This is a genomic window from Pseudomonas marginalis (assembly GCF_900105325.1).
Lineage (GTDB): Bacteria > Pseudomonadota > Gammaproteobacteria > Pseudomonadales > Pseudomonadaceae > Aquipseudomonas > Aquipseudomonas marginalis.
The window spans coordinates 3,829,395-3,847,251 of sequence record NZ_FNSU01000003.1 but is presented as its reverse complement, the minus strand read 5'-3'; the positions used below and the strand labels follow the sequence as shown (position 1 = coordinate 3,847,251).

General features: G+C 62.6%; 18 protein-coding genes. 8 read left to right on the top strand and 10 right to left on the bottom strand.

The features are described from left to right. Positions 1-122 precede the first annotated feature (122 nt). On the top strand, positions 123-980 hold the full coding sequence (purU, locus tag BLW22_RS27215; RefSeq protein WP_065925438.1) for a formyltetrahydrofolate deformylase: 858 nt from the start codon (positions 123-125) through the stop codon (positions 978-980). Between the two features lie 119 nt (positions 981-1,099). Then, positions 1,100-2,299: a formaldehyde dehydrogenase, glutathione-independent gene (fdhA, locus tag BLW22_RS27210; RefSeq protein WP_053130983.1), complete on the top strand. Its 1,200-nt coding sequence runs from the start codon at positions 1,100-1,102 to the stop codon at positions 2,297-2,299. 135 nt (positions 2,300-2,434) lie between these two features. On the opposite strand, the gene BLW22_RS27205 is transcribed toward fdhA, so the two are convergent. Beyond that, positions 2,435-2,893, bottom strand: a complete 459-nt coding sequence (locus BLW22_RS27205) for an anti-sigma factor (RefSeq protein ID WP_074847783.1) — start codon at positions 2,891-2,893, stop codon at positions 2,435-2,437. 138 nt (positions 2,894-3,031) lie between these two features. Between BLW22_RS27205 and BLW22_RS27200 the strand changes: the two genes are divergently transcribed. Beyond that, positions 3,032-3,604, top strand: coding sequence for a DUF2780 domain-containing protein (locus BLW22_RS27200; protein ID WP_074847782.1), 573 nt, complete (start codon positions 3,032-3,034; stop codon positions 3,602-3,604). On the opposite strand, the gene BLW22_RS27195 is transcribed toward BLW22_RS27200, so the two are convergent. After that, complete coding sequence (locus BLW22_RS27195) at positions 3,601-4,488, bottom strand: acyltransferase (protein ID WP_065925435.1); 888 nt, start codon at positions 4,486-4,488, stop codon at positions 3,601-3,603. The genes BLW22_RS27200 and BLW22_RS27195 overlap by 4 nt on opposite strands. Positions 4,489-4,661: 173 nt before the next feature. Here BLW22_RS27195 and rloA2 point away from each other — a divergent pair, with 173 nt between their 5' ends. The 5 genes from rloA2 to BLW22_RS34895 are packed head-to-tail and all read left to right on the top strand — an operon-like array spanning position 4,662 to position 8,844. Then, on the top strand, positions 4,662-5,162 hold the full coding sequence (gene rloA2 / locus BLW22_RS27190) for a retropepsin-like aspartic peptidase RloA2 (protein WP_065925434.1): 501 nt from the start codon (positions 4,662-4,664) through the stop codon (positions 5,160-5,162). 9 nt (positions 5,163-5,171) lie between these two features. After that, the gene (gene creB, locus BLW22_RS27185) at positions 5,172-5,840 is read left to right on the top strand and encodes a two-component system response regulator CreB (protein WP_027605971.1); all 669 of its coding nucleotides are present in this window, start codon (positions 5,172-5,174) and stop codon (positions 5,838-5,840) included. Beyond that, positions 5,840-7,279, top strand: coding sequence for a two-component system sensor histidine kinase CreC (gene creC, locus BLW22_RS27180; RefSeq protein ID WP_065947478.1), 1,440 nt, complete (start codon positions 5,840-5,842; stop codon positions 7,277-7,279). The genes creB and creC overlap by 1 nt, the downstream gene beginning before the upstream one ends. 51 nt (positions 7,280-7,330) lie before the next feature. After that, positions 7,331-8,704: a cell envelope integrity protein CreD gene (gene creD / locus BLW22_RS27175; protein ID WP_065925432.1), complete on the top strand. Its 1,374-nt coding sequence runs from the start codon at positions 7,331-7,333 to the stop codon at positions 8,702-8,704. Next, complete coding sequence (locus BLW22_RS34895; RefSeq protein ID WP_159440258.1) at positions 8,701-8,844, top strand: hypothetical protein; 144 nt, start codon at positions 8,701-8,703, stop codon at positions 8,842-8,844. Before creD ends, BLW22_RS34895 begins: the two co-directional genes overlap by 4 nt. Positions 8,845-8,929: 85 nt before the next feature. Here BLW22_RS34895 and BLW22_RS27170 read toward each other — a convergent pair whose 3' ends face one another. From BLW22_RS27170 to BLW22_RS27140, 8 genes are all read right to left on the bottom strand, one after another. Further along, a complete protein-coding gene (locus BLW22_RS27170) occupies positions 8,930-9,559 on the bottom strand; it encodes a glutathione S-transferase (RefSeq protein WP_065947477.1) in 630 nt (209 codons plus the stop codon). Positions 9,560-9,665: 106 nt separating this feature from the next. Further along, complete coding sequence (locus tag BLW22_RS34930) at positions 9,666-9,836, bottom strand: DUF4175 domain-containing protein (protein WP_137212390.1); 171 nt, start codon at positions 9,834-9,836, stop codon at positions 9,666-9,668. Beyond that, positions 9,833-10,936: a PepSY-associated TM helix domain-containing protein gene (locus BLW22_RS27165; protein ID WP_074847781.1), complete on the bottom strand. Its 1,104-nt coding sequence runs from the start codon at positions 10,934-10,936 to the stop codon at positions 9,833-9,835. The genes BLW22_RS34930 and BLW22_RS27165 overlap by 4 nt, the downstream gene beginning before the upstream one ends. Before the next feature lie 171 nt (positions 10,937-11,107). Then, entirely contained in the window at positions 11,108-13,540 is a 2,433-nt protein-coding gene (locus tag BLW22_RS27160) for a TonB-dependent siderophore receptor (RefSeq protein WP_065925429.1), read from the bottom strand. An 86-nt stretch (positions 13,541-13,626) separates the two neighbouring features. Further along, positions 13,627-14,607 (bottom strand): FecR domain-containing protein, encoded by a 981-nt coding sequence (locus BLW22_RS27155; RefSeq protein ID WP_065947474.1) that lies wholly within the window; start codon positions 14,605-14,607, stop codon positions 13,627-13,629. Continuing rightward, positions 14,604-15,122 carry an RNA polymerase sigma factor gene (locus tag BLW22_RS27150; protein WP_027605963.1) on the bottom strand — a complete coding sequence of 173 codons (519 nt, stop codon included), beginning with the start codon at positions 15,120-15,122 and terminating at the stop codon, positions 14,604-14,606. The genes BLW22_RS27155 and BLW22_RS27150 overlap by 4 nt, the downstream gene beginning before the upstream one ends. A 100-nt stretch (positions 15,123-15,222) precedes the next feature. Continuing rightward, positions 15,223-15,930 carry a 3'-5' exonuclease gene (locus BLW22_RS27145; RefSeq protein WP_065925427.1) on the bottom strand — a complete coding sequence of 236 codons (708 nt, stop codon included), beginning with the start codon at positions 15,928-15,930 and terminating at the stop codon, positions 15,223-15,225. Beyond that, entirely contained in the window at positions 15,927-17,849 is a 1,923-nt protein-coding gene (locus BLW22_RS27140; RefSeq protein ID WP_174562751.1) for a putative nucleotidyltransferase substrate binding domain-containing protein, read from the bottom strand. Before BLW22_RS27140 ends, BLW22_RS27145 begins: the two co-directional genes overlap by 4 nt. Positions 17,850-17,857: the final 8 nt, after the last annotated feature.

Here is a 17,857-nt window from a genome sequence, read left to right as displayed (position 1 = left end):
CTTGCTCGCGAAAAACGTCAACGATAACGCGCGCATCCTGAATGAACGCGGCGCCCTTGGATTTTTCGCGAGCAAGCTCGCTCCTACAGTAAGCAGCATCGCTGTATGAGGAGTTAACTGTAATGAGCCGCGCACCCGATACATGGATTTTGACCGCCGACTGCCCCAGCGTGCTCGGCACGGTGGACGCGGTTACCCGCTACCTGTTTGAGCAGGGCTGTTACGTCACCGAGCACCATTCGTTCGATGACCGCCTCTCGGGCCGGTTTTTTATTCGCGTGGAATTCCGTCAGCCGGATGGCTTCGACGAACAGGCGTTCCGCGACGGCCTGGCCTCGCGGGGTGAAGCCTTTGGCATGATCTTCGAGCTGACGGCGCCGAACTACCGGCCAAAAGTGGTGATCATGGTCTCCAAGGCCGATCACTGCCTCAACGACCTGCTGTACCGCCAGCGTATCGGGCAACTGTCGATGGACGTGGTCGCGGTGGTGTCCAACCATCCCGATCTCAAACCTTTGGCCGACTGGCATCAAATTCCCTACTACCATTTCCCCCTCGACCCTAACGACAAACCGTCCCAGGAGCGTCAGGTGTGGCAAGTGGTGGAAGAGACCGGCGCCGAACTGGTGATCCTTGCGCGTTACATGCAAGTGCTGTCGCCGGAGCTGTGCCGCAAGCTGGACGGCAAGGCCATCAATATCCACCACTCGTTGCTGCCGGGGTTCAAGGGCGCCAAGCCGTATCACCAGGCGTACAACAAGGGGGTGAAACTGGTCGGTGCCACGGCGCATTACATTAACAACGACCTGGACGAAGGCCCGATCATCGCCCAAGGTGTGGAGGTGGTGGATCACAGTCACTATCCCGAGGATTTGATTGCGAAGGGGCGGGACATCGAAGGGTTGACCTTGGCCCGGGCCGTTGGGTATCACATTGAGCGACGGGTGTTTTTGAACGCCAATAGGACTGTGGTGCTCTGACTGCCCCCGATGAGGCCCTGACAAACAACACAAGCAACAGCATCTGTACCCGAGCACTCAACGCGCTGCCCACCCAAAAGGGCAACGCAGTTCCATAAAAACAACAGCGAGGTGAAAGCATGTCTGGTAATCGTGGTGTCGTGTATCTCGGCAACGGCCAGGTCGAAGTACAGAAAATCGACTATCCCAAAATGCAGGATCCCCGTGGCAGGAAGATTGAGCACGGCGTCATCCTGCGCGTGGTGTCCACCAACATCTGCGGCTCCGACCAACACATGGTGCGCGGCCGCACTACTGCCCAGACCGGACTGGTGCTCGGTCACGAGATCACCGGTGAAGTGATCGAGAAGGGCAGCGACGTCGAAAACCTGAAGATCGGCGACCTGGTTTCCGTGCCCTTCAACGTCGCCTGCGGGCGCTGCCGCTCGTGCAAAGAGCAACACACCGGCGTGTGCCTGACCGTCAACCCTGCGCGTGCCGGTGGTGCCTACGGCTACGTCGACATGGGCGACTGGACCGGCGGCCAGGCCGAGTACGTGCTGGTGCCGTACGCCGACTTCAACCTGCTGAAACTGCCGGACCGTGACAAGGCCATGGAGAAAATCCGTGACCTGACCTGCCTCTCCGACATTCTCCCGACCGGCTACCACGGCGCCGTCACTGCCGGCGTTGGCCCTGGCAGCACCGTCTACATCGCCGGTGCAGGTCCTGTCGGCCTGGCGGCGGCGGCGTCTGCACGCCTGCTCGGCGCTGCGGTGGTGATCATCGGCGACGTCAACCCGATCCGCCTGGCCCACGCCAAGGCCCAGGGTTTTGAAATTGCCGACCTGTCCACCGACACCCCCCTGCACGAACAAATCGCCGCGCTGCTCGGCGAGCCCGAAGTGGACAGCGCCGTCGACTGCGTAGGCTTTGAAGCCCGCGGCCACGGCCACGACGGCGTCAAGGCCGAAGCCCCGGCCACAGTGCTCAACTCACTGATGGGCGTGGTGCGCGTGGCGGGCAAGATCGGTATCCCTGGCCTGTACGTCACCGAAGATCCGGGTGCCGTGGATGCCGCCGCAAAAATGGGCAGCCTGAGCATTCGCTTCGGCCTGGGCTGGGCCAAATCCCACAGCTTCCACACCGGCCAGACGCCGGTGATGAAGTACAACCGCCAACTGATGCAGGCGATCATGTGGGACCGTATCAACATTGCCGAGATCGTCGGCGTGCAGGTGATCAGCCTGGATGACGCGCCACGTGGGTATGGCGAGTTCGATGCGGGCGTGCCGAAGAAGTTTGTGATTGATCCGCATAAGTTGTTTAGTGCGGCGTAAATCCCAGGCATACGAAAACCCAAATGTGGGAGGGGGCTTGCTCCCGATAGCGTTCAGTCAGTTACCTATTTGCTGGCTGACTCAACGCCATCGGGAGCAAGCCCCCTCCCACAGTGGGTTGTGGTGTTTGGAACATCAGCGGTTGGCCAAAGCCCCCTGATAGACGGTCGGTCCCGTCGGTTGCTTGCTCACCGAGCCGCCCTTGCTCTCGGCACTCACCATCAATTCCACCGGCTTGCTGATCGAGGCCTGCTGCCTTGGGTTCAAGCCGATGATGCCTTCGCCATCCTCCGATATCAGTCCAAGTGACACGGGCTTGCCGCCGTCGGGTATTGCCCACAGTTCCAGGCTCTGGTCCGGTGCGGGTGCGGTGATGGCGATAGGTTGCACTTCCAGGTAATCCTTGTGCGCCATGATCTGCGCCGCCGGCTGTTGGGTGGTGGTGATCAGGGTGGCGGCGGACTTGACGTTGTCCTGGGTGTAAAACGCGCCGCCGAGGCCGGCGACTATGGCCACGTACACACCGATAAACAGACGGGGGCGGCTCCAGAAGGGGGGCTTGGGCTCAATCACTTGGGGACGGGTCGCGCTCATAGGGCTGTTTCCTGGCAAGTTTTTGACGTTGTTTCATGGACTCTGACCTGGCCATTGGGTTCCTGGGCCGCCCGGAACAATGCGCCGGATACCCAGTCAAACGCCTGCTTTCACCCCCTACACCCAGAGGTTGTCTCGATGAAGATTTCACGCGGTTTCGCCTTTTCCTGCCTGATGAGCCTGGCCGCCACCCCGGTGTTCGCCGCAGGGTTCAGCCTTGGCGACGCGGCCAATGCCATCTCCGGCATGCAAGGGGGCAACAACAAGGCCGCAGCTGCCGCACCGTCGTCCGAAACGGCCGGCCTGCTCAGCGCCCTGACCTCGCAACTGAACATCACCCCCGAGCAGGCCGTTGGCGGTACCGGCGCGATGCTGGGCCTGGCCAAGAACAAACTCAGCGGCAACGACTATTCGCAGCTGGGCAACAGCGTGCCGGGCCTCGACCAACTGTCGGGTAACAATGCATTGGGCAGCCTCGGGGCCTTGAGCGGGATGCTCGGCCAGGCCGGCGGCAGCAAGACCAGCGGCCTGGACGGCCTGCTGGGTAACGTGAAGAACACCAGCGACCTGAACACCGCTTTCAGCGCACTGGGCATGGACAGCGGGATGGTCAGCCAGTTTGCTCCGGTGATCCTGCAATACCTGGGCGGGCAGGGCGCCAACAGCTCGCTGCTGGGTAAACTGGCCCAGGCCTGGGGCACCGGTAGCTAAATACGCTCCGCGCGCAGTTGTTCGATGCGCGCATCCTTCTGCGTCCAGAGCTGGTTGACCCAGTTCTGGACGGTCTGGCGAAACGCCGGATCATTCTCGTAATCCCCCTGCCACAACGCCGGGTCCAGCTCACGGGTCTGGATGTCGATGATCACCTTGGGCACCGCGCCGCTGATCAAATCCCAGAACCCCGGAATCTTTTGCTGCGGATAGACCACGGTCACGTCGAGCACGGCGTCCAGCTGTTCGCCCATTGCCGCCAGCACAAACGCCACGCCGCCCGCCTTGGGCTTGAGCAAGTGAGTGAATGGCGAAGCCTGCTGCTTGCGCTTGGCCTCGCTGAACCGCGTGCCTTCGAGGTAATTGACCACGGTCACCGGCTGGCGCTTGAACAGCTCGCACGCCTCCTTGGTGATCTTTAAATCCTGCCCTGCCAGCTCCGGGTGTTTGGCCAGGAACACCTTGGTGTAGCGTTTCATGAATGGGTAATCCAGTGCCCACCAGGCCAGGCCCAGGAAGGGCACCCAGATCAGTTCTTTTTTCAGGAAGAATTTGAAGAACGGTGTGCGGCGGTTGAGGGCCTGGATCAGCGCCGGGATGTCCACCCAGGATTGGTGGTTGCTGATCACCAGGTAGCTGGTGTCGCCGCGCAGCTCGTCGCCGCCGCGAATGTCCCATTGGGTGGGGATGCACAAGGCGAAAATAAGCTTGTCGATCTCGGCCCAGGTCTCGGCAATCCACATCACCGCCCATGAGGCGTAGTCCCGATAGCGCCCGGGCGCCACCAGTTTGAGCAGGGCAAACACCAGCAGCGGCCCGATCAAGACCAGGGTGTTGAGCAACAGCAGCAGTGAAACCAAACAGCCGGTGAGCAGGCGGCGCATAAGTAACTCTTGGAATCTTGTGGGCGGGCCATCATAAGCAAGCTGAGTCTAGAGGCCAAATCGCAAATGGCCGTACGAATGTTTCACAATGTGCCAGTTATGGTGGGCGTGACTAACTAAGTGCTGTCTTTGCGGTCTAGAATCCGCCTACTTCTTTCCGAGGAAATCACTTCGTGAAACTGCTTCTTGCCTCCCTCGCCCTGGTTGCCCTGCCTGTCATGGCCGCCGAGCCGACCCTTTACGGTCGCTACGAATACATCCAGTTGCCGGAGATCGGCGAAACCTTCAAGGCCAAAATGGACACCGGCGCGCTGACCGCCTCGCTGTCGGCCCGTGACATCGAGACCTTCACCCGTGACGGTGACGACTGGGTGCGCTTCCGCCTCGGCGGCAAGGACGCTACCAACAAGGTCTACGAGCACAAGGTCTCGCGCATCAGCAAGATCAAGAGCCGCGCCGACGAAGACGACGAAAAAGACGAAGCCTCTGTGACCAAGCGCCCGGTGATCGACCTGGAAATGTGCCTGGGCAACGTCAAGCGTACCGTCGAGGTCAACCTCACCGACCGCAGCAGCTTCAATTACCCGTTGCTGATCGGCGCCAAGGCCTTGCGTGAATTTGGCGCAGCAGTAAACCCGGCCCGTCGCTACACTGCCGACAAACCGGACTGCTGATTTGAACCCATGCCCCACATCCTGATTGTCGAAGACGAAGCGGCGATAGCCGACACGCTGATATTCGCCCTGCAAGGCGAGGGCTTTACCACCACTTGGCTGAGCCTCGGCCAGGAGGCGTTGGCCCATCAGCGCCAGACCCCGGCCGACCTGATCATCCTCGACATCGGCCTGCCGGACATCAGCGGTTTTGAAACCTGCAAGCAATTGCGCCGTTTCAGTGAAGTGCCGGTGATGTTCCTCAGCGCGCGGGATGGCGAGATCGACCGCGTGGTGGGGCTGGAGATCGGCGCCGACGATTATGTGGTCAAGCCGTTCAGCCCACGGGAAGTGGCGGCGCGGGTGCGGGCGATCCTCAAGCGCGTCGGCCCTGGTGTGGCGCCGGCGCTGTTCCAGGTCGATCTGGAGCGCATGCAAATCAGCTATCGCGGCCAACCCCTGAGCCTGACCCGGCATGAATTCCGCCTGCTGCAAAGCCTGCTGGAGCAACCCGAGCGGGTGTTCAGCCGCGAGCAGTTGCTGGACGCGGTGGGCGTGGCGGCCGACGCCGGTTACGAGCGCAATATCGACAGCCACATCAAGAGCCTGCGCAGCAAGTTACGCAGCGTGGCCGCCGATGCCGAGCCGATCCAGACCCATCGCGGCCTCGGCTACAGCTACAGCCCGAGCAACAGCTGATGCGCCTGGGGCTGCGGATTTTCCTGGTGTATGCGCTGTTTATCGGCCTCACCGGTTACTTCGTGCTCAGCACCGTGATGAAGGAAATCCGCCCCGGCGTGCGCCAGTCCACTGAAGAAACCCTGGTGGACACCGCCAACCTGCTGGCCGAAATCCTGCGCGATGACGTGAAGCACGGCACCCTCGGCCAGAGCCACTGGCCCGAATTACTCAAGGCCTATGGCAACCGCCAGCCCGGCGCGACCATCTGGGGGCTGGCGAAAAACCAGGTCAACCACCGTATCTACGTGACCGACGCCAAAGGCACCGTGCTGCTCGACTCCACGGGCGAAGCCGTGGGCCAGGACTACTCGAAGTGGAACGACGTCTACCTGACCCTGCGCGGCGAATACGGCGCGCGCTCCACCCGTAGCGCAGCGGATGACCCCACCTCATCGGTGATGCACGTCGGCGCACCGATCCGTGATAACGGGCAGATCATCGGCGTGGTCACCGTGGCCAAGCCCAACAGCTCGTTGCAGCCGTATGTCGACCGCACTGAGCGCCGCCTGCTGTGGTACGGCGCGGGCCTGGTCATCCTCGGCCTGTTGCTCGGTGCGTTGCTGTCGTGGTGGCTGAGCGTTGCACTGCGTCGCCTGACCGCCTACGCCGAAGCCGTCAGTGAAGGCCGAAGGGCAGAGCTGCCGCATTATCGCGGCGGCGAGCTGAAGCAGCTGTCCACCGCCGTCGAGCACATGCGCACGCAACTGGAGGGCAAGGCCTACGTCGAACATTACGTGCACACCCTGACCCATGAATTGAAAAGCCCGCTGGCAGCGATTCGCGGCGCGGCCGAGCTGTTGCAGGGCGAGATGAGCCGCGAACAGCAGCAGCGCTTCGTCGGCAATATCGACAGCGAAAGCGCGCGCCTGCAGCAGTTGATCGAACGTCTGCTGAACCTGGCGCAGGTGGAGCAACGCCAGGGGTTGGAGGCGCAGGCGAGTATCCCGCTGGCGGCCTTGGTCGATGACGTACTCAACGCCCAATGTGCGCGAATCGAAGGCGCCGGGCTGCACGTCGAGCAAGGGATTGCGGCGGATGTGAAGGTGTTTGGCGAGCCCTTCCTGTTGCGCCAGGCACTGGGCAACTTGCTGGACAACGCGCTGGACTTCACACCGCCCGGTGGCGTGTTGAGATTCAGCGCACAGACGCTGCACAACGACGTGCAGGTGAGCCTGTTCAATCAGGCCGCGCCTATCCCCGACTATGCCCTGCCGCGCCTCAGCGAGCGCTTCTATTCCTTGCCGCGTCCCGTAAGCGGACGCAAGAGCACCGGCCTGGGCCTCAACTTTGTCGAGGAAGTCATGAAGCTGCACGGCGGCACCTTGCAGATCGGCAATGTGCCGGGCGGTGTGCACGTGGTGCTGCATCTCCACACAGTCTCCACATTGCCCACATAAATCCCCCACACAGGCTGTCCAGACTCTCCCCATCAAAACAGGGAGAGACCCATGAACCGCAGCCTGCTTTTCAAACTTGGCGCGATTGCGCTGCTGATCCTGCTGTTGCTGATTCCATTGCTGATGATCAACGGCATCATCAGTGACCGCCAGCAACTGCGCGACGGCGTCCTGATGGACATCGCCCGAAGTTCCAGCTACGCCCAGCGCCTCACCGGCCCGGTGATGGTGGTGCCGTATCGCAAGACCGTGCGCGAGTGGAAGCTCAATGAAAAGCTCAACAAGCGCTACGAGGTCACCCGTGAAGAGCGGGGGCGCCTGTATTTCCTGCCGGACCGTTTTGAACTCGACGGCAAGGTGCAGACCGAACTGCGCGCACGGGGGATTTACCAGGCGCGGCTGTTCCATGCCGACAACCGTATCAGCGGGCGTTTCGAGCTGCCTGCGCAGTTGGGCATCACCGAAGACTTTGCCGATTACCGCTTTGAACCGGCGTTTCTGGCGGTGGGTATCAGCGATATTCGCGGCATCGAAAATGCGCTGAAGCTGGAGCTGGGCAGCCAGCGCCTGGAGTTCGAGCCGGGCTCCCAAGTGGACTGGCTGGGGGAGGGCGTGCATGTGGCATTGCCGGAGCAGGACAGCAAGAAACCGGCTGTAGTGGACTTCGCCTTCGACCTGCGCCTGCAAGGCACCGAGCAACTGCAAGTGGTGCCGGTGGGCAAGACCAGTCAGGTGTCCCTGGCCTCCAACTGGCCGCACCCCAGTTTTATCGGCAACTTCCTGCCGGCCCAGCGCGAAGTGACTGACAACGGCTTCACGGCCAACTGGCAGACCTCATTCTTTTCCACCAACCTCGAACAGGCCCTGCAAACGTGCCTGGACGGCCAGGGCTGCAACGACTTCAACAACCGCAGCTTCGGCGTGAACTTCATCGATCCGGTGGACCAGTACCTCAAGAGCGACCGCGCGATCAAATACGCGCTGCTGTTTATCGCCCTGACCTTTGCCGGTTTCTTCCTGTTCGAAGTGCTCAAGAGCCTGGCGGTGCACCCCGTCCAGTACGCATTGGTGGGCGTTGCCTTGGCGTTCTTCTACCTGCTGTTGTTGTCGTTGTCCGAGCACCTGGGCTTTGCCTTGGCCTACCTGATTTCGGCGAGTGCCTGCGTGCTGTTGATCGGGTTCTACGTGTGCCACGTGCTGCGCAGCGTTGCCCATGGCCTGGGGTTTTCGGCGGGGCTGGCGGCGCTGTATGGCTTGCTGTACGGGCTGTTGAGTGCCGAGGACTACGCGCTGCTGATGGGCTCGCTGCTGCTGTTCGGGCTGCTGGGGACGGTGATGGTGCTGACGCGTAAGCTGGATTGGTACGGCGTGGGCAAGCGCAAGGCGGCCGAGCCCCTGCAGTTCGACCTGGAGGCAGTGCAATGATCGGGTTGCGCGAGGATCAGCAGGCGCGGGTGCTGTTGGTGGGCAAAATCAATGCGCTATTTCCAGTGTGGCGAAGTGCTGTTGTGGTGAGCGGGCTTGCCCCGCGCTGGGGCGCGAAGCGGCCCCATTCCAGGCAATGAGTTTCTCCAGATGGACCGCCATTGCAGGTTTTGGGGCGGCTTCGCCACCCAGCGCGGGGCAAGCCCGCTCACTACAACAGGCCCGCTAGGCCGGCGGCTGGGTCTGCTGCATCGAAGGCCGCTGGCTGACCTCGAGGTACCAGGCGGCAAGCTTGGGGTTATCCAAGCGCCATTGCATGTCCGGATGGCGGAAGTCGAGGTAACCCAGGGCGCAGGCCACGCTGATCGAAGCGATATCGAAGTGGCTGGTCAGTTCGGCAATGGCGTCCTGTTCCAGCTCGGCGAGGGCGCGGCGGATCTTGTTGCGCTGTTCGTCGAGCCACTGCGCCCAGTGTTTTTCCACCGGGCGCAGGGCGGTCTCGTAGCGCACCAGCACGGCGGCATCCATGATGCCGTCGGCCATCGAAGCCAGGGTCAGGCGGCGCCAGCGGGCCGAGCCATCGCGGGGGATCAGCGGGTTGCCGACGTGCTGGTGGTCGAAGTAATCGAGGATCACCCGGCTGTCGTGCAGCACGCTGCCGTCGGCCAGGCGCAGGGCCGGGATCTTGCCCACGGGGTTGTCTTGCACCAGCTGCGCATCGGGGTTGACCGGGGTCGGCATGCAGCCATGCAGGGCGACGCGGTCCTGCTGGCCGGTCTCGGCCAGCAGCACGCGGACTTTACGCACGAACGGTGACGCGGGGTTGTGGAACAAGGTCATGCTGGGCGCAGACATGGGCTTTCCTCTGTAGGAGCGAGCTTGCTCGCGAAGAACGTTAACGATAACGCAGCGCGTCTGCTTTGACGCGGTGCTCTCTGGTTTTTCGCCGGCAAGCCGGCTCCTACAGGAGGGCCCATGCGCCGATCAACGCGGGGATGCCCAACCCCACCCAACTCAACGAATCCCACAGCCCATCCCCCAGCAACGCCGCAAACAACCCGGCGGCGCTGAGCAGGCCAATCCCCAGGGGAATGCCAAATACCCTCCAGAAACTCGACTGCCTTGGCTTCATGCCTTGCCCGCCTTGCGCCGCACGATCCACAAGTAAATCCCGCTCACCAGCACGATGATGGTCAGCACATCCAGCGCCGCCCAGAGGATCTTCATCGGCATGCCGCCGTAGTCGCCGAAGTGCAGTGGTTGCGACATGCCCATGGCGTCCATGTACCACGGCCGTTCGGCGATGGCGGTGACGGCCAGGGTGCCGGCGTCGATCAGGACCGGCGTGAGCAGGTGCGAGGTCAGGTGTGTGCTGCCCTTCATGAACACTGCGTAATGGTGCTCGCTGGAAAAGCGTGTGCCGGGGAAGGCGATAAAGTCCGGCTGCATGCCGGGCGCGGCCTTGGCGGCGATGCTCAGCAGCTCGCTCGCGGGGGCGCGTTGGGTCAGGGGCGGGGCGTTTTTGTAGGGTTCGATCATTGCGCTGAGGCTGTCTGTGCGCCAGGCGGCGATGATCAAATCGGCACAGGCGCTGATCACGCCGGTCACGCCCACCACCAGCGCCCAGGTCAGGGTGACCACGCCGATCAGGTTATGCAGGTCGAGCCAGCGCAGGCGCCTGGACTTGTCCTGGCGCACCGTGGCGAACTTCAAGCGGCGCATGAATGGCAGGTACAGCACCGTGCCCGAGACAATCGCGAGCACAAACAGAATGCCCATGAACGCCAGCAGCAACTTGCCCGGCAGGCCGGCGAACATATCCACATGCAGGCGCAGCAGGAACAGGGTGAAGCCGCCATTGGCCGAAGGCATCTCGACCGCGTCGCCGGTGCGCGCATCGAGCATGAAGGTGTGGGACGAGTTGGGCTCGGTGCCCGCTGTGGCGGCCATGATCGCGATCACGCCGTTCTTGTCATCTTCATCCCACGCCAGGTATTGCATGGCCTCGCCCGGGCGATGGGTCTTAGCCTTGCTCACCAGTTGCTCGAGGTCGAGTTGTGGCGTATCGGCAGGCATCTGCGCCAGATCGGGATCGTTGCCCAGCAGGTGGTCGATCTCGTGGTGAAACACCAGCGGCAGGCCGGTGAGGGCGAGCAGCAGCAGGAACACCGTGCAGATCAGGCTGGTCCAGGTGTGGATGAAGGACCAGCGGCGGATGGTTTTGCTTTTCATTTTCTAGCCTTGTAGCAGCTGACGAGCGCAAGCGAGGCTGCGTTTGCGTTATGCCTGACACACCGCAAACGCAGCCTCGCCAAGGCTCGACAGCTGCTACGCATTAGCCTATTGAAGTTGTGTAGAGACTCATGCTTCAAACACGCCAAAGCCGCCCACATAAGCGGTCGATTACCACTGGTAGGTGGCGCTGGCGACGACGCTGCGCTGGTCGCCGAAGTAGCAGTAGTTGCCATCACAGGTCGACAGGTAGTCCTTGTTGAACAGGTTGGTGGCGTTCAACTTGACCGATGCACCCTTGAGGCTGTTGTCCAGGCGGCCCAGGTCGTAATGCACCGCACCGTCAAACACGGTATAGGCGTTGGCCTTTCCCAGCCAGGTGTTGGCCTGGTCGCCATAGGTGTTGCCGGTGTAACGGGCGCCAAAGCCGATGCCGAAACCGTCAAGCACACCGGTGTGCCAGGTGTAGTCGGTCCACAGCGAGGCTTGCTGGTTGGGCATCAGTGTCAGGCGGTTGCCTTTGTAGATGCCTTTCTGCACTTCGGATTTTGCCAAGGTATAGGCGGCGATGACCTTAAGGTTCTCGGTCACATCGGACACGGCTTCCAACTCCAGGCCCTTGACCTTCACTTCGCCGGTCTGGCTGTTGATCTGCTGGCCCCCAGCGCCGAGGGTGGTCACCTGCACATTCTTCTGGGTCAGGTCGTAGACCGCTGCACTGAGCAACGTATTGGAGCCGGGCGGCTGATACTTGACCCCCATTTCCCACTGCTTGCCTTCGGTGGGCTTGAACGTCTTGAGCGCGTTTGTATCGGCGTTGCTCGCCGGTTGAAACGACTCGGCGTAGGACAAGTAGGGTACGAAGCCCGAGTCGAATACATAGCTCAGCGCCGCGTTGCCGCTGAAGTGTTTGATGCGGTCAGTGTTGGTCGCATCGCTGTCGTTGAAGTAGGTGGTGCCCTGATGCACCCAATCTTCACGCCCGCCCAGGGTCAGGCGCCACTTGTCCAGGGCCATCTGGTCCTGCACGTAGAGACCGGTCTGCACGGTTTTCTGGTTGTAGTCGTAAAAAGGTCGGACATCGGTCGGGCGCAGGGTTGGCTGGGTATTGATCGGGTTGAAAATATTGGTGCCCGAGGCCGTCCCGAATATCGCGCGATAGGAGGTATCGGTGCGCTGGTGGTCCAGGCCGAGCAGCAGGGTGTGGATGACATCGCCAGTGACAAAGTCTGCCTGGAAGTTGTTATCCACTGCGAACTGGCCGATGTCCTCGTCGACGTTGGTGGTCGAGCGGCTGATATTGCCCGCTGCATCCGCGGGGGAGAACGCGTAGGAACCCACGGTCAGTTGCTGGAACGACAGATCCGACTTGGTGTAGCGCAGGTTTTGCTTGAACTGCCAGGTGTCGTTGAAACGATGCTCGAAGGCATAGCCCAGCGCGTAGTAGGTGCGATCATAGAACTCGTAGTCCGGGTCGCCCAGATTCTTGTGGTGGGAGACCTCGCCCAGCGGCGATTTGATCTTGGTGCCCTGGATCGGCATGAACTGGCTGGTGGTCCCGGTATCGTCACGGGTGAACTGCGAGAGCAGGGTCAGCTTGGTGTCGGTATCGATGTTCCAGGTCAGGCTCGGCGCAATGTTGTAGCGCTTGTTGTCGATGTGATCGACCTGGGTGCCGGCATCGCGTACCACGCCGCTGAGGCCATAGAGGAATTGGCCTTCATCATCGATCTTGCCGGTGCTGGCGAAGTTGATCTGGCGGTAGTTGTCGCTGCCGTATTGCACTTGGATGGCGTTGCTCGACTCTGCGCTGGGGCGTCGGCTGACCATGTCCAGCAGGCCGCCCGGTGGGGTCTGGCCGTACACCGACGAGGCCGGGCCACGCAGCAGCGCGAGGCGGTCGAGGTTCCAGGTTTCCGCTTTGGGGTTGGCGTACACACCGCGCGGCAGTGGCAGACCATCGAGGAATTGGGTGGGCTCGAAGCCGCGCACGCGCATCCAGTCGTAGCGGGTGTCGCTGCCATAACTGGCGGACACGATGCCGGGCATGTATTTGACTGCGTCGTCCAGGTTCTGCACGTTGCGATCCTGCATCTGCTCGCGGGTGGCCACGGAGATCGAACGCGGGGCTTCCACCAGGGCGGTGTCGGTCTTGGTGCCGGCGGCGGTGCGTGTGGCCAGGTAGCCTTGGACCGGACCCCAGGCACTCTCCTGGTTGCCATCTTGTCCTGTGATGTTAGTCACCGGCAGCGCCATCACCCCCTCCGGAACCGCCACCAGCGTATACGTCCCGGCGCTGCTCTGCTCCAGCTGCAGCCCGGTGCCACGCAAGGCTTCACGCAGTGCACCCGGTGCATCGAACTGGCCCTGGACCGGGGCCGAGGTCTTGCCCGAGGCCAACGCTGGGTTGAGGGTCAGTGCCAGGCCGGCCTGGCTGGCGATCTGGTTCAGGGTGCTGGTCAAGGGCGCGGCCGGCAGGTTGTAGGCGCGCACGCTGGAGGCTTGTTCGGCGGCAATCAGCGCAGTGCTGGCCAGCGGGGTGCTGAGGGCAATGGCCACGGCTAACAGGCTGGGGCGCAACAAGGTGTCTAGCGTGCGGGACATAGGGCGGCTCCTGAATGGAAGTAATTCGCAATTGCCTATGTGCCGAGCGAGATTTCAAAAGTGATAGGCCCGGTGGAAAATATTTTTTATTTGGCCTCAGGTGTCTTGGCGACCACTGTCACCCACCACGGCGTGTGCTGTTCGATCTGCACCGGCAGGGTCGGCAGCAGCGCGTTGAGCGCCAGGGTGGTGTCGTGCAGCGGGAAGCTGCCGGTGATGCGCAGGTCGGCCACGTCTTTATCCACCCCGAGATGGCCTGTACGGTAGCGGCTGAGTTCCTGCACCACATCGCCCAGGCGGACGTTGTCGACCACCAGCATGCCGCGCGTCCAGGCATCGGTGGCGGGCGTGACGGCCAGGGCAGGGCCGAGGCCGTCGCTGCGCATCAGCACTTGCTGGCCTGCCTTGAACACCTGTTCCTGCGCCAGCGCTTCGGGCTGGGCGCCCACCGCCGATTGCAGCACGCTCAGGCGCGTGGCGTCGTCTTCGCGCTTGACGATAAACCGCGTGCCCAGCGCGCGCAGGCTGCCGTCGCGGGTTTGCACATAAAACGGGCGCGCATCGTTGTGGCCGGTTTCGACGAGGATTTCGCCTTCCTGCAACACGATCAGCCGGCGCTTCTCATCGAAGCGCACGTCGATGGCGCTGTGGGTGTTGAGGTTGATCAACGTACCGTCCGCCAGTTTCAGCGTGCGCTGCTCGCCGGTGGCGGTGCGCTGGTCGGCGAGCCAATAGTGGATCGGCACGTAGCGCTCGCCGGCAAACAACGCCAGGCCGCACACCAGCGCAATGCTCGCCAGGCCGCTGCCGAGCTTGCGCACGCGCTGGCGAATGCCCTCGCGCGACTGTAACAACGCCGCCCGCGCCGGGCCCGAGGCCACGCTGAAACGCTGGTCGAGCATGCCCAGTTGGCGCCAGGCACGGGCGTGCTCTTCATCGCTGGCCAGCCATTTGCTGAATTCTTCGCGCTCCACCGCGCTGCCATCACCCGAATCGAGGGACAACTGCCAGGCAATCGCCGCATCCAGGACACGGGCCGACACGGGCTTGGAGCTGATCACGTTCACAGCGGCTCGCCATACAGGGCGATGTAGCACTGGCGAATGCCCTGGGCCAGGTACTGGCGCACACGCGGCACCGACACGCCCAGGCGCTGGGCGATTTCGGCGTGGCCCAGGCCGTCGAGGCGGTTATAGAGGAAGGCGGCGCGGGCCTTGCTCGACAGCTTGCCGAGCAGGCGGTCGATGGCCTTGAGGTCTTCGAGGATCAGTTGCTGTTCTTCCGGCGACGGGTGTTCGCTTTCCGGGATCAGCATCAGTTCGCTGAGGTAGGCCTGTTCGAGGGCCGCGCGGCGGAAGTAGTCGAACAGCAAGCCCTTGGCGATGGCCACCAGAAACGCCCGTGGCTCGCGGGGCTCGCGCAACTCGTCACGGCCGAGCAGGCGCATGAAGGTGTCCTGGCTCAGGTCTTCGGCACGGCTCGGGCAGGCCACATTGCGCCGCAGCCAGGCCAGCAGCCAGCCACGATGGTCGCGGTACAACGCGCCAACAAGCTCACTGTGTGGGTTCTGGACCGACGACAAGGCATCACCGAATAAACAAGAGGTTTAAACTAACGAGAATTATTCGCGATTGTGTCAGAGGCGTGGGGCGGGCGCAATTGGCGTCTGTCGGGAGATCACATTAAAACGATGGCGCGTGTTTACGCCGTTTCCATTGGCTCAAGCGCTCTTGCAGCGCCTGAGGCGTATCGATCTGCTGCTGACGCGCGCGGCTGAACAGGATCAGCATCAGCTCCGCCGTGGCCAGGGCGTCGGCGCTGGCGTGATGGCGTTCGCCCACGTGCAGGTTGAAGTGGTTGACCCAGTCGTCCAACCCGGCTTCGCGGATATGTGCCTCGGGGCACAACAGCGGGGCGATGTCGGCCACATCGAGGAAAGTGTGGGCCAGTCGATACCCCAGGCTGTCCTTGAGCGCGCGGCCCAGCATGTGTTGATCGAATGGGGCGTGGAAGGCGAGCAGCGGGCTGTCGCCGACGAACTCCATGAAGTCCAGCAGGGCCTCGGCCGGGTCGCTGCCCGCCGCGATGGCGCTGGGGCCGAGGCCGTGGATCAGCACACTGGGGCTGAGTTTGGTGTCGGCGCGGTGCAGGGTGCGCTCGAACAGTTGGGAAAAATCCACCGCGCCGTCCTCGATCACCACCGCGCCGATGGACAGCACCTGGTCACGGTTGAGATTCAGGCCGCTGGTCTCCAGGTCCACCACTACCCAGCGTTGGCTGCGCAACGTGCTGTCGCCCAACACCGCGGGCTTGGAGAGTTGTTCCAGGCGCTGTTGTTGCGCGGTATCCAGTCTGGGCTTGGCTGTGCGCAGCCAGTCAAACAAGCTCACAGCTGATACCGCAAGGTCAGGCTGCTTTGCAGGCGCTGGGCCTGGCGCAGGGATTCGCGCAGGATGCGGCGGTCCAGGTGGTTGAGGCTGTCGGGGTCGACGCGGTTGGAGTACGGCTGGTTCTCGCGGGTCTGCAACTGATGCTGTTGCATGCGGGTTTGCTGGATAAAGTGATAGGCCTCTTCATAGGCGGCGCCGTCCAGGGGCTCGATCACTTCCTTGACCACCAGTTGGCGCAGGCGCTCCAGGGTGTTATTGGCGTGGATGCCGTTGGCCAGGGCCAGCAGGCGTGCGCCGTCGACAAAGGGGGTAAGCCCCTGCACCTTGAGGTCGAGGGTGGCCTTTTCCCCGCCTTTACGCGTCAGCACAAAATCGCGAAAGCGTCCTACGGGCGGGCGCTGGCGCAAGGCGTTCTCGGCCAGCATGCGCTGGAACAGCCGGTTATCCCCGACCTGGTCGAGAATGCCCTGGCGCAGTTGCTCGCAGCCGCGCTCATCGCCCCACACCACGCGCAGGTCAAAATAGATACTCGAGCCCAGCAGGTTTTCCGGCGTCGCCTCGCGAATAAACGCCGCAAACCGCCGCGCCCATTCCGCCCGCGAGAGGCACAGCTCGGGATTACCGGCCATGATGTTGCCCTTGCACAGGCTGAACCCGCACAGTGCCAGGCTCTGGTTGATCTGCTGCGCCACGGGCAGCAGCCGCCCGCGAATCTCGGCGGCCTCCACGGCGTCCCTGGCCTCGAACAGGATGCCGTTGTCCTGGTCGGTGTACAGCGTCTGCTCGCGCCGGCCTTCGCTGCCGAAACACAGCCAACTGAACGGTACGCCGGGATCGCCTTTTTCGGCCAGGGTCAACTCGATCACCCGGCACACGGTGTGATCGTTGAGCAGGGTAATGATGTGGGTGATCTGGGTAGACGACGCCCCATGGGCGAGCATGCGCTCCACCAGTTGGCCGATCTCGCCGCGCAGCGCTACCAGGTTCTCCACCCGTGGCGCATTGCGGATGGTGCGGGCCAGGTGCACCAGGTCGACCCGTTGCAGGGAAAACAGGTCGCGCTCGGACACCACCCCGCACAGGCGCTGGTCCTTGACCAGGCAGACGTGGGCGATATGCCGCTCGGTCATGGCGATGGCCGCGTCGAAGGCGCTGTGGTCCGGCGTTAAAAAGAACGGCGCCTGGGTCATATGGCCTTCAATGCCCTGGCTGAAGTCACCGGTGCCGTCGGCCACCACCTGGCGCAGGTCGCGCAGGGTGAAAATGCCCAGGGGCGCCTTGTGTTCATCGACAATCACAATGCTGCCCACCTGCTGCTCATGCATCAGCGTTACCGCTTCGCGCAACGGTGTCTGCGGGCTGCAGGTGACCGGATGGCGCATGGCCAATTCGCCCAGGCGGGTATTCAGGGAATATTGGGTACCGAGGGTTTCCACGGCTTTTTGCTGCACTTGCTGGTTGACCTGGTCGAGCAGGCTGCTGACACCGCGCAGGGCGAAGTCGCGGAAGGGGCTGGACAGCGCGAACAGCTTGATAAAGGCCGGTTTGTTCAGTTGCAGGCAGAAGGTGTCTTCAGCGGCCTTGTGTTCGGTGCGGGTGGCGCGCTCACCTAACAGCGCCGCGAGGGGGAAACACTCGCCGGTGGTGATTTCGAAGGTGGCTTGCGTGGCGTCCGGCCGTTCACCCACGACGCGGCCCTGCTTGACGATGTAGAAGTGTTCCACCGGCCCGCCCGACGGCTTGAGGATGCTCTCGCCGGGGCCGAAGAAGCGCAGTTGGCACTGTTCCACCAGAAACGCCAGGTGCGCGTTTTCCATCTGGTTGAACGGTGGGAAGCGTTGCAGGAACTGCAGGGTGCCGTGGATGTTCTGCAATACAGCAGTTTTTCCCGCCTGGGCGAAGGCATCAGCTTTACTCATAACCATGA

Excerpts from the sequence above, each read along its gene's own strand:
- purU (WP_065925438.1), top strand. The coding sequence starts at position 123 with ATGAGCCGCGCACCCGATACATGGATTTTGACCGCCGACTGCCCCAGC.
- fdhA (WP_053130983.1), top strand. The coding sequence starts at position 1,100 with ATGTCTGGTAATCGTGGTGTCGTGTATCTCGGCAACGGCCAGGTCGAA.
- BLW22_RS27205 (WP_074847783.1), bottom strand. The coding sequence starts at position 2,893 with ATGAGCGCGACCCGTCCCCAAGTGATTGAGCCCAAGCCCCCCTTCTGG.
- BLW22_RS27200 (WP_074847782.1), top strand. The coding sequence starts at position 3,032 with ATGAAGATTTCACGCGGTTTCGCCTTTTCCTGCCTGATGAGCCTGGCC.
- BLW22_RS27195 (WP_065925435.1), bottom strand. The coding sequence starts at position 4,488 with ATGCGCCGCCTGCTCACCGGCTGTTTGGTTTCACTGCTGCTGTTGCTC.
- creB (WP_027605971.1), top strand. The coding sequence starts at position 5,172 with ATGCCCCACATCCTGATTGTCGAAGACGAAGCGGCGATAGCCGACACG.
- creC (WP_065947478.1), top strand. The coding sequence starts at position 5,840 with ATGCGCCTGGGGCTGCGGATTTTCCTGGTGTATGCGCTGTTTATCGGC.
- creD (WP_065925432.1), top strand. The coding sequence starts at position 7,331 with ATGAACCGCAGCCTGCTTTTCAAACTTGGCGCGATTGCGCTGCTGATC.
- BLW22_RS34895 (WP_159440258.1), top strand. The coding sequence starts at position 8,701 with ATGATCGGGTTGCGCGAGGATCAGCAGGCGCGGGTGCTGTTGGTGGGC.
- BLW22_RS27170 (WP_065947477.1), bottom strand. The coding sequence starts at position 9,559 with ATGTCTGCGCCCAGCATGACCTTGTTCCACAACCCCGCGTCACCGTTC.
- BLW22_RS34930 (WP_137212390.1), bottom strand. The coding sequence starts at position 9,836 with ATGAAGCCAAGGCAGTCGAGTTTCTGGAGGGTATTTGGCATTCCCCTG.
- BLW22_RS27165 (WP_074847781.1), bottom strand. The coding sequence starts at position 10,936 with ATGAAAAGCAAAACCATCCGCCGCTGGTCCTTCATCCACACCTGGACC.
- BLW22_RS27160 (WP_065925429.1), bottom strand. The coding sequence starts at position 13,540 with ATGTCCCGCACGCTAGACACCTTGTTGCGCCCCAGCCTGTTAGCCGTG.
- BLW22_RS27140 (WP_174562751.1), bottom strand. The coding sequence starts at position 17,849 with ATGAGTAAAGCTGATGCCTTCGCCCAGGCGGGAAAAACTGCTGTATTG.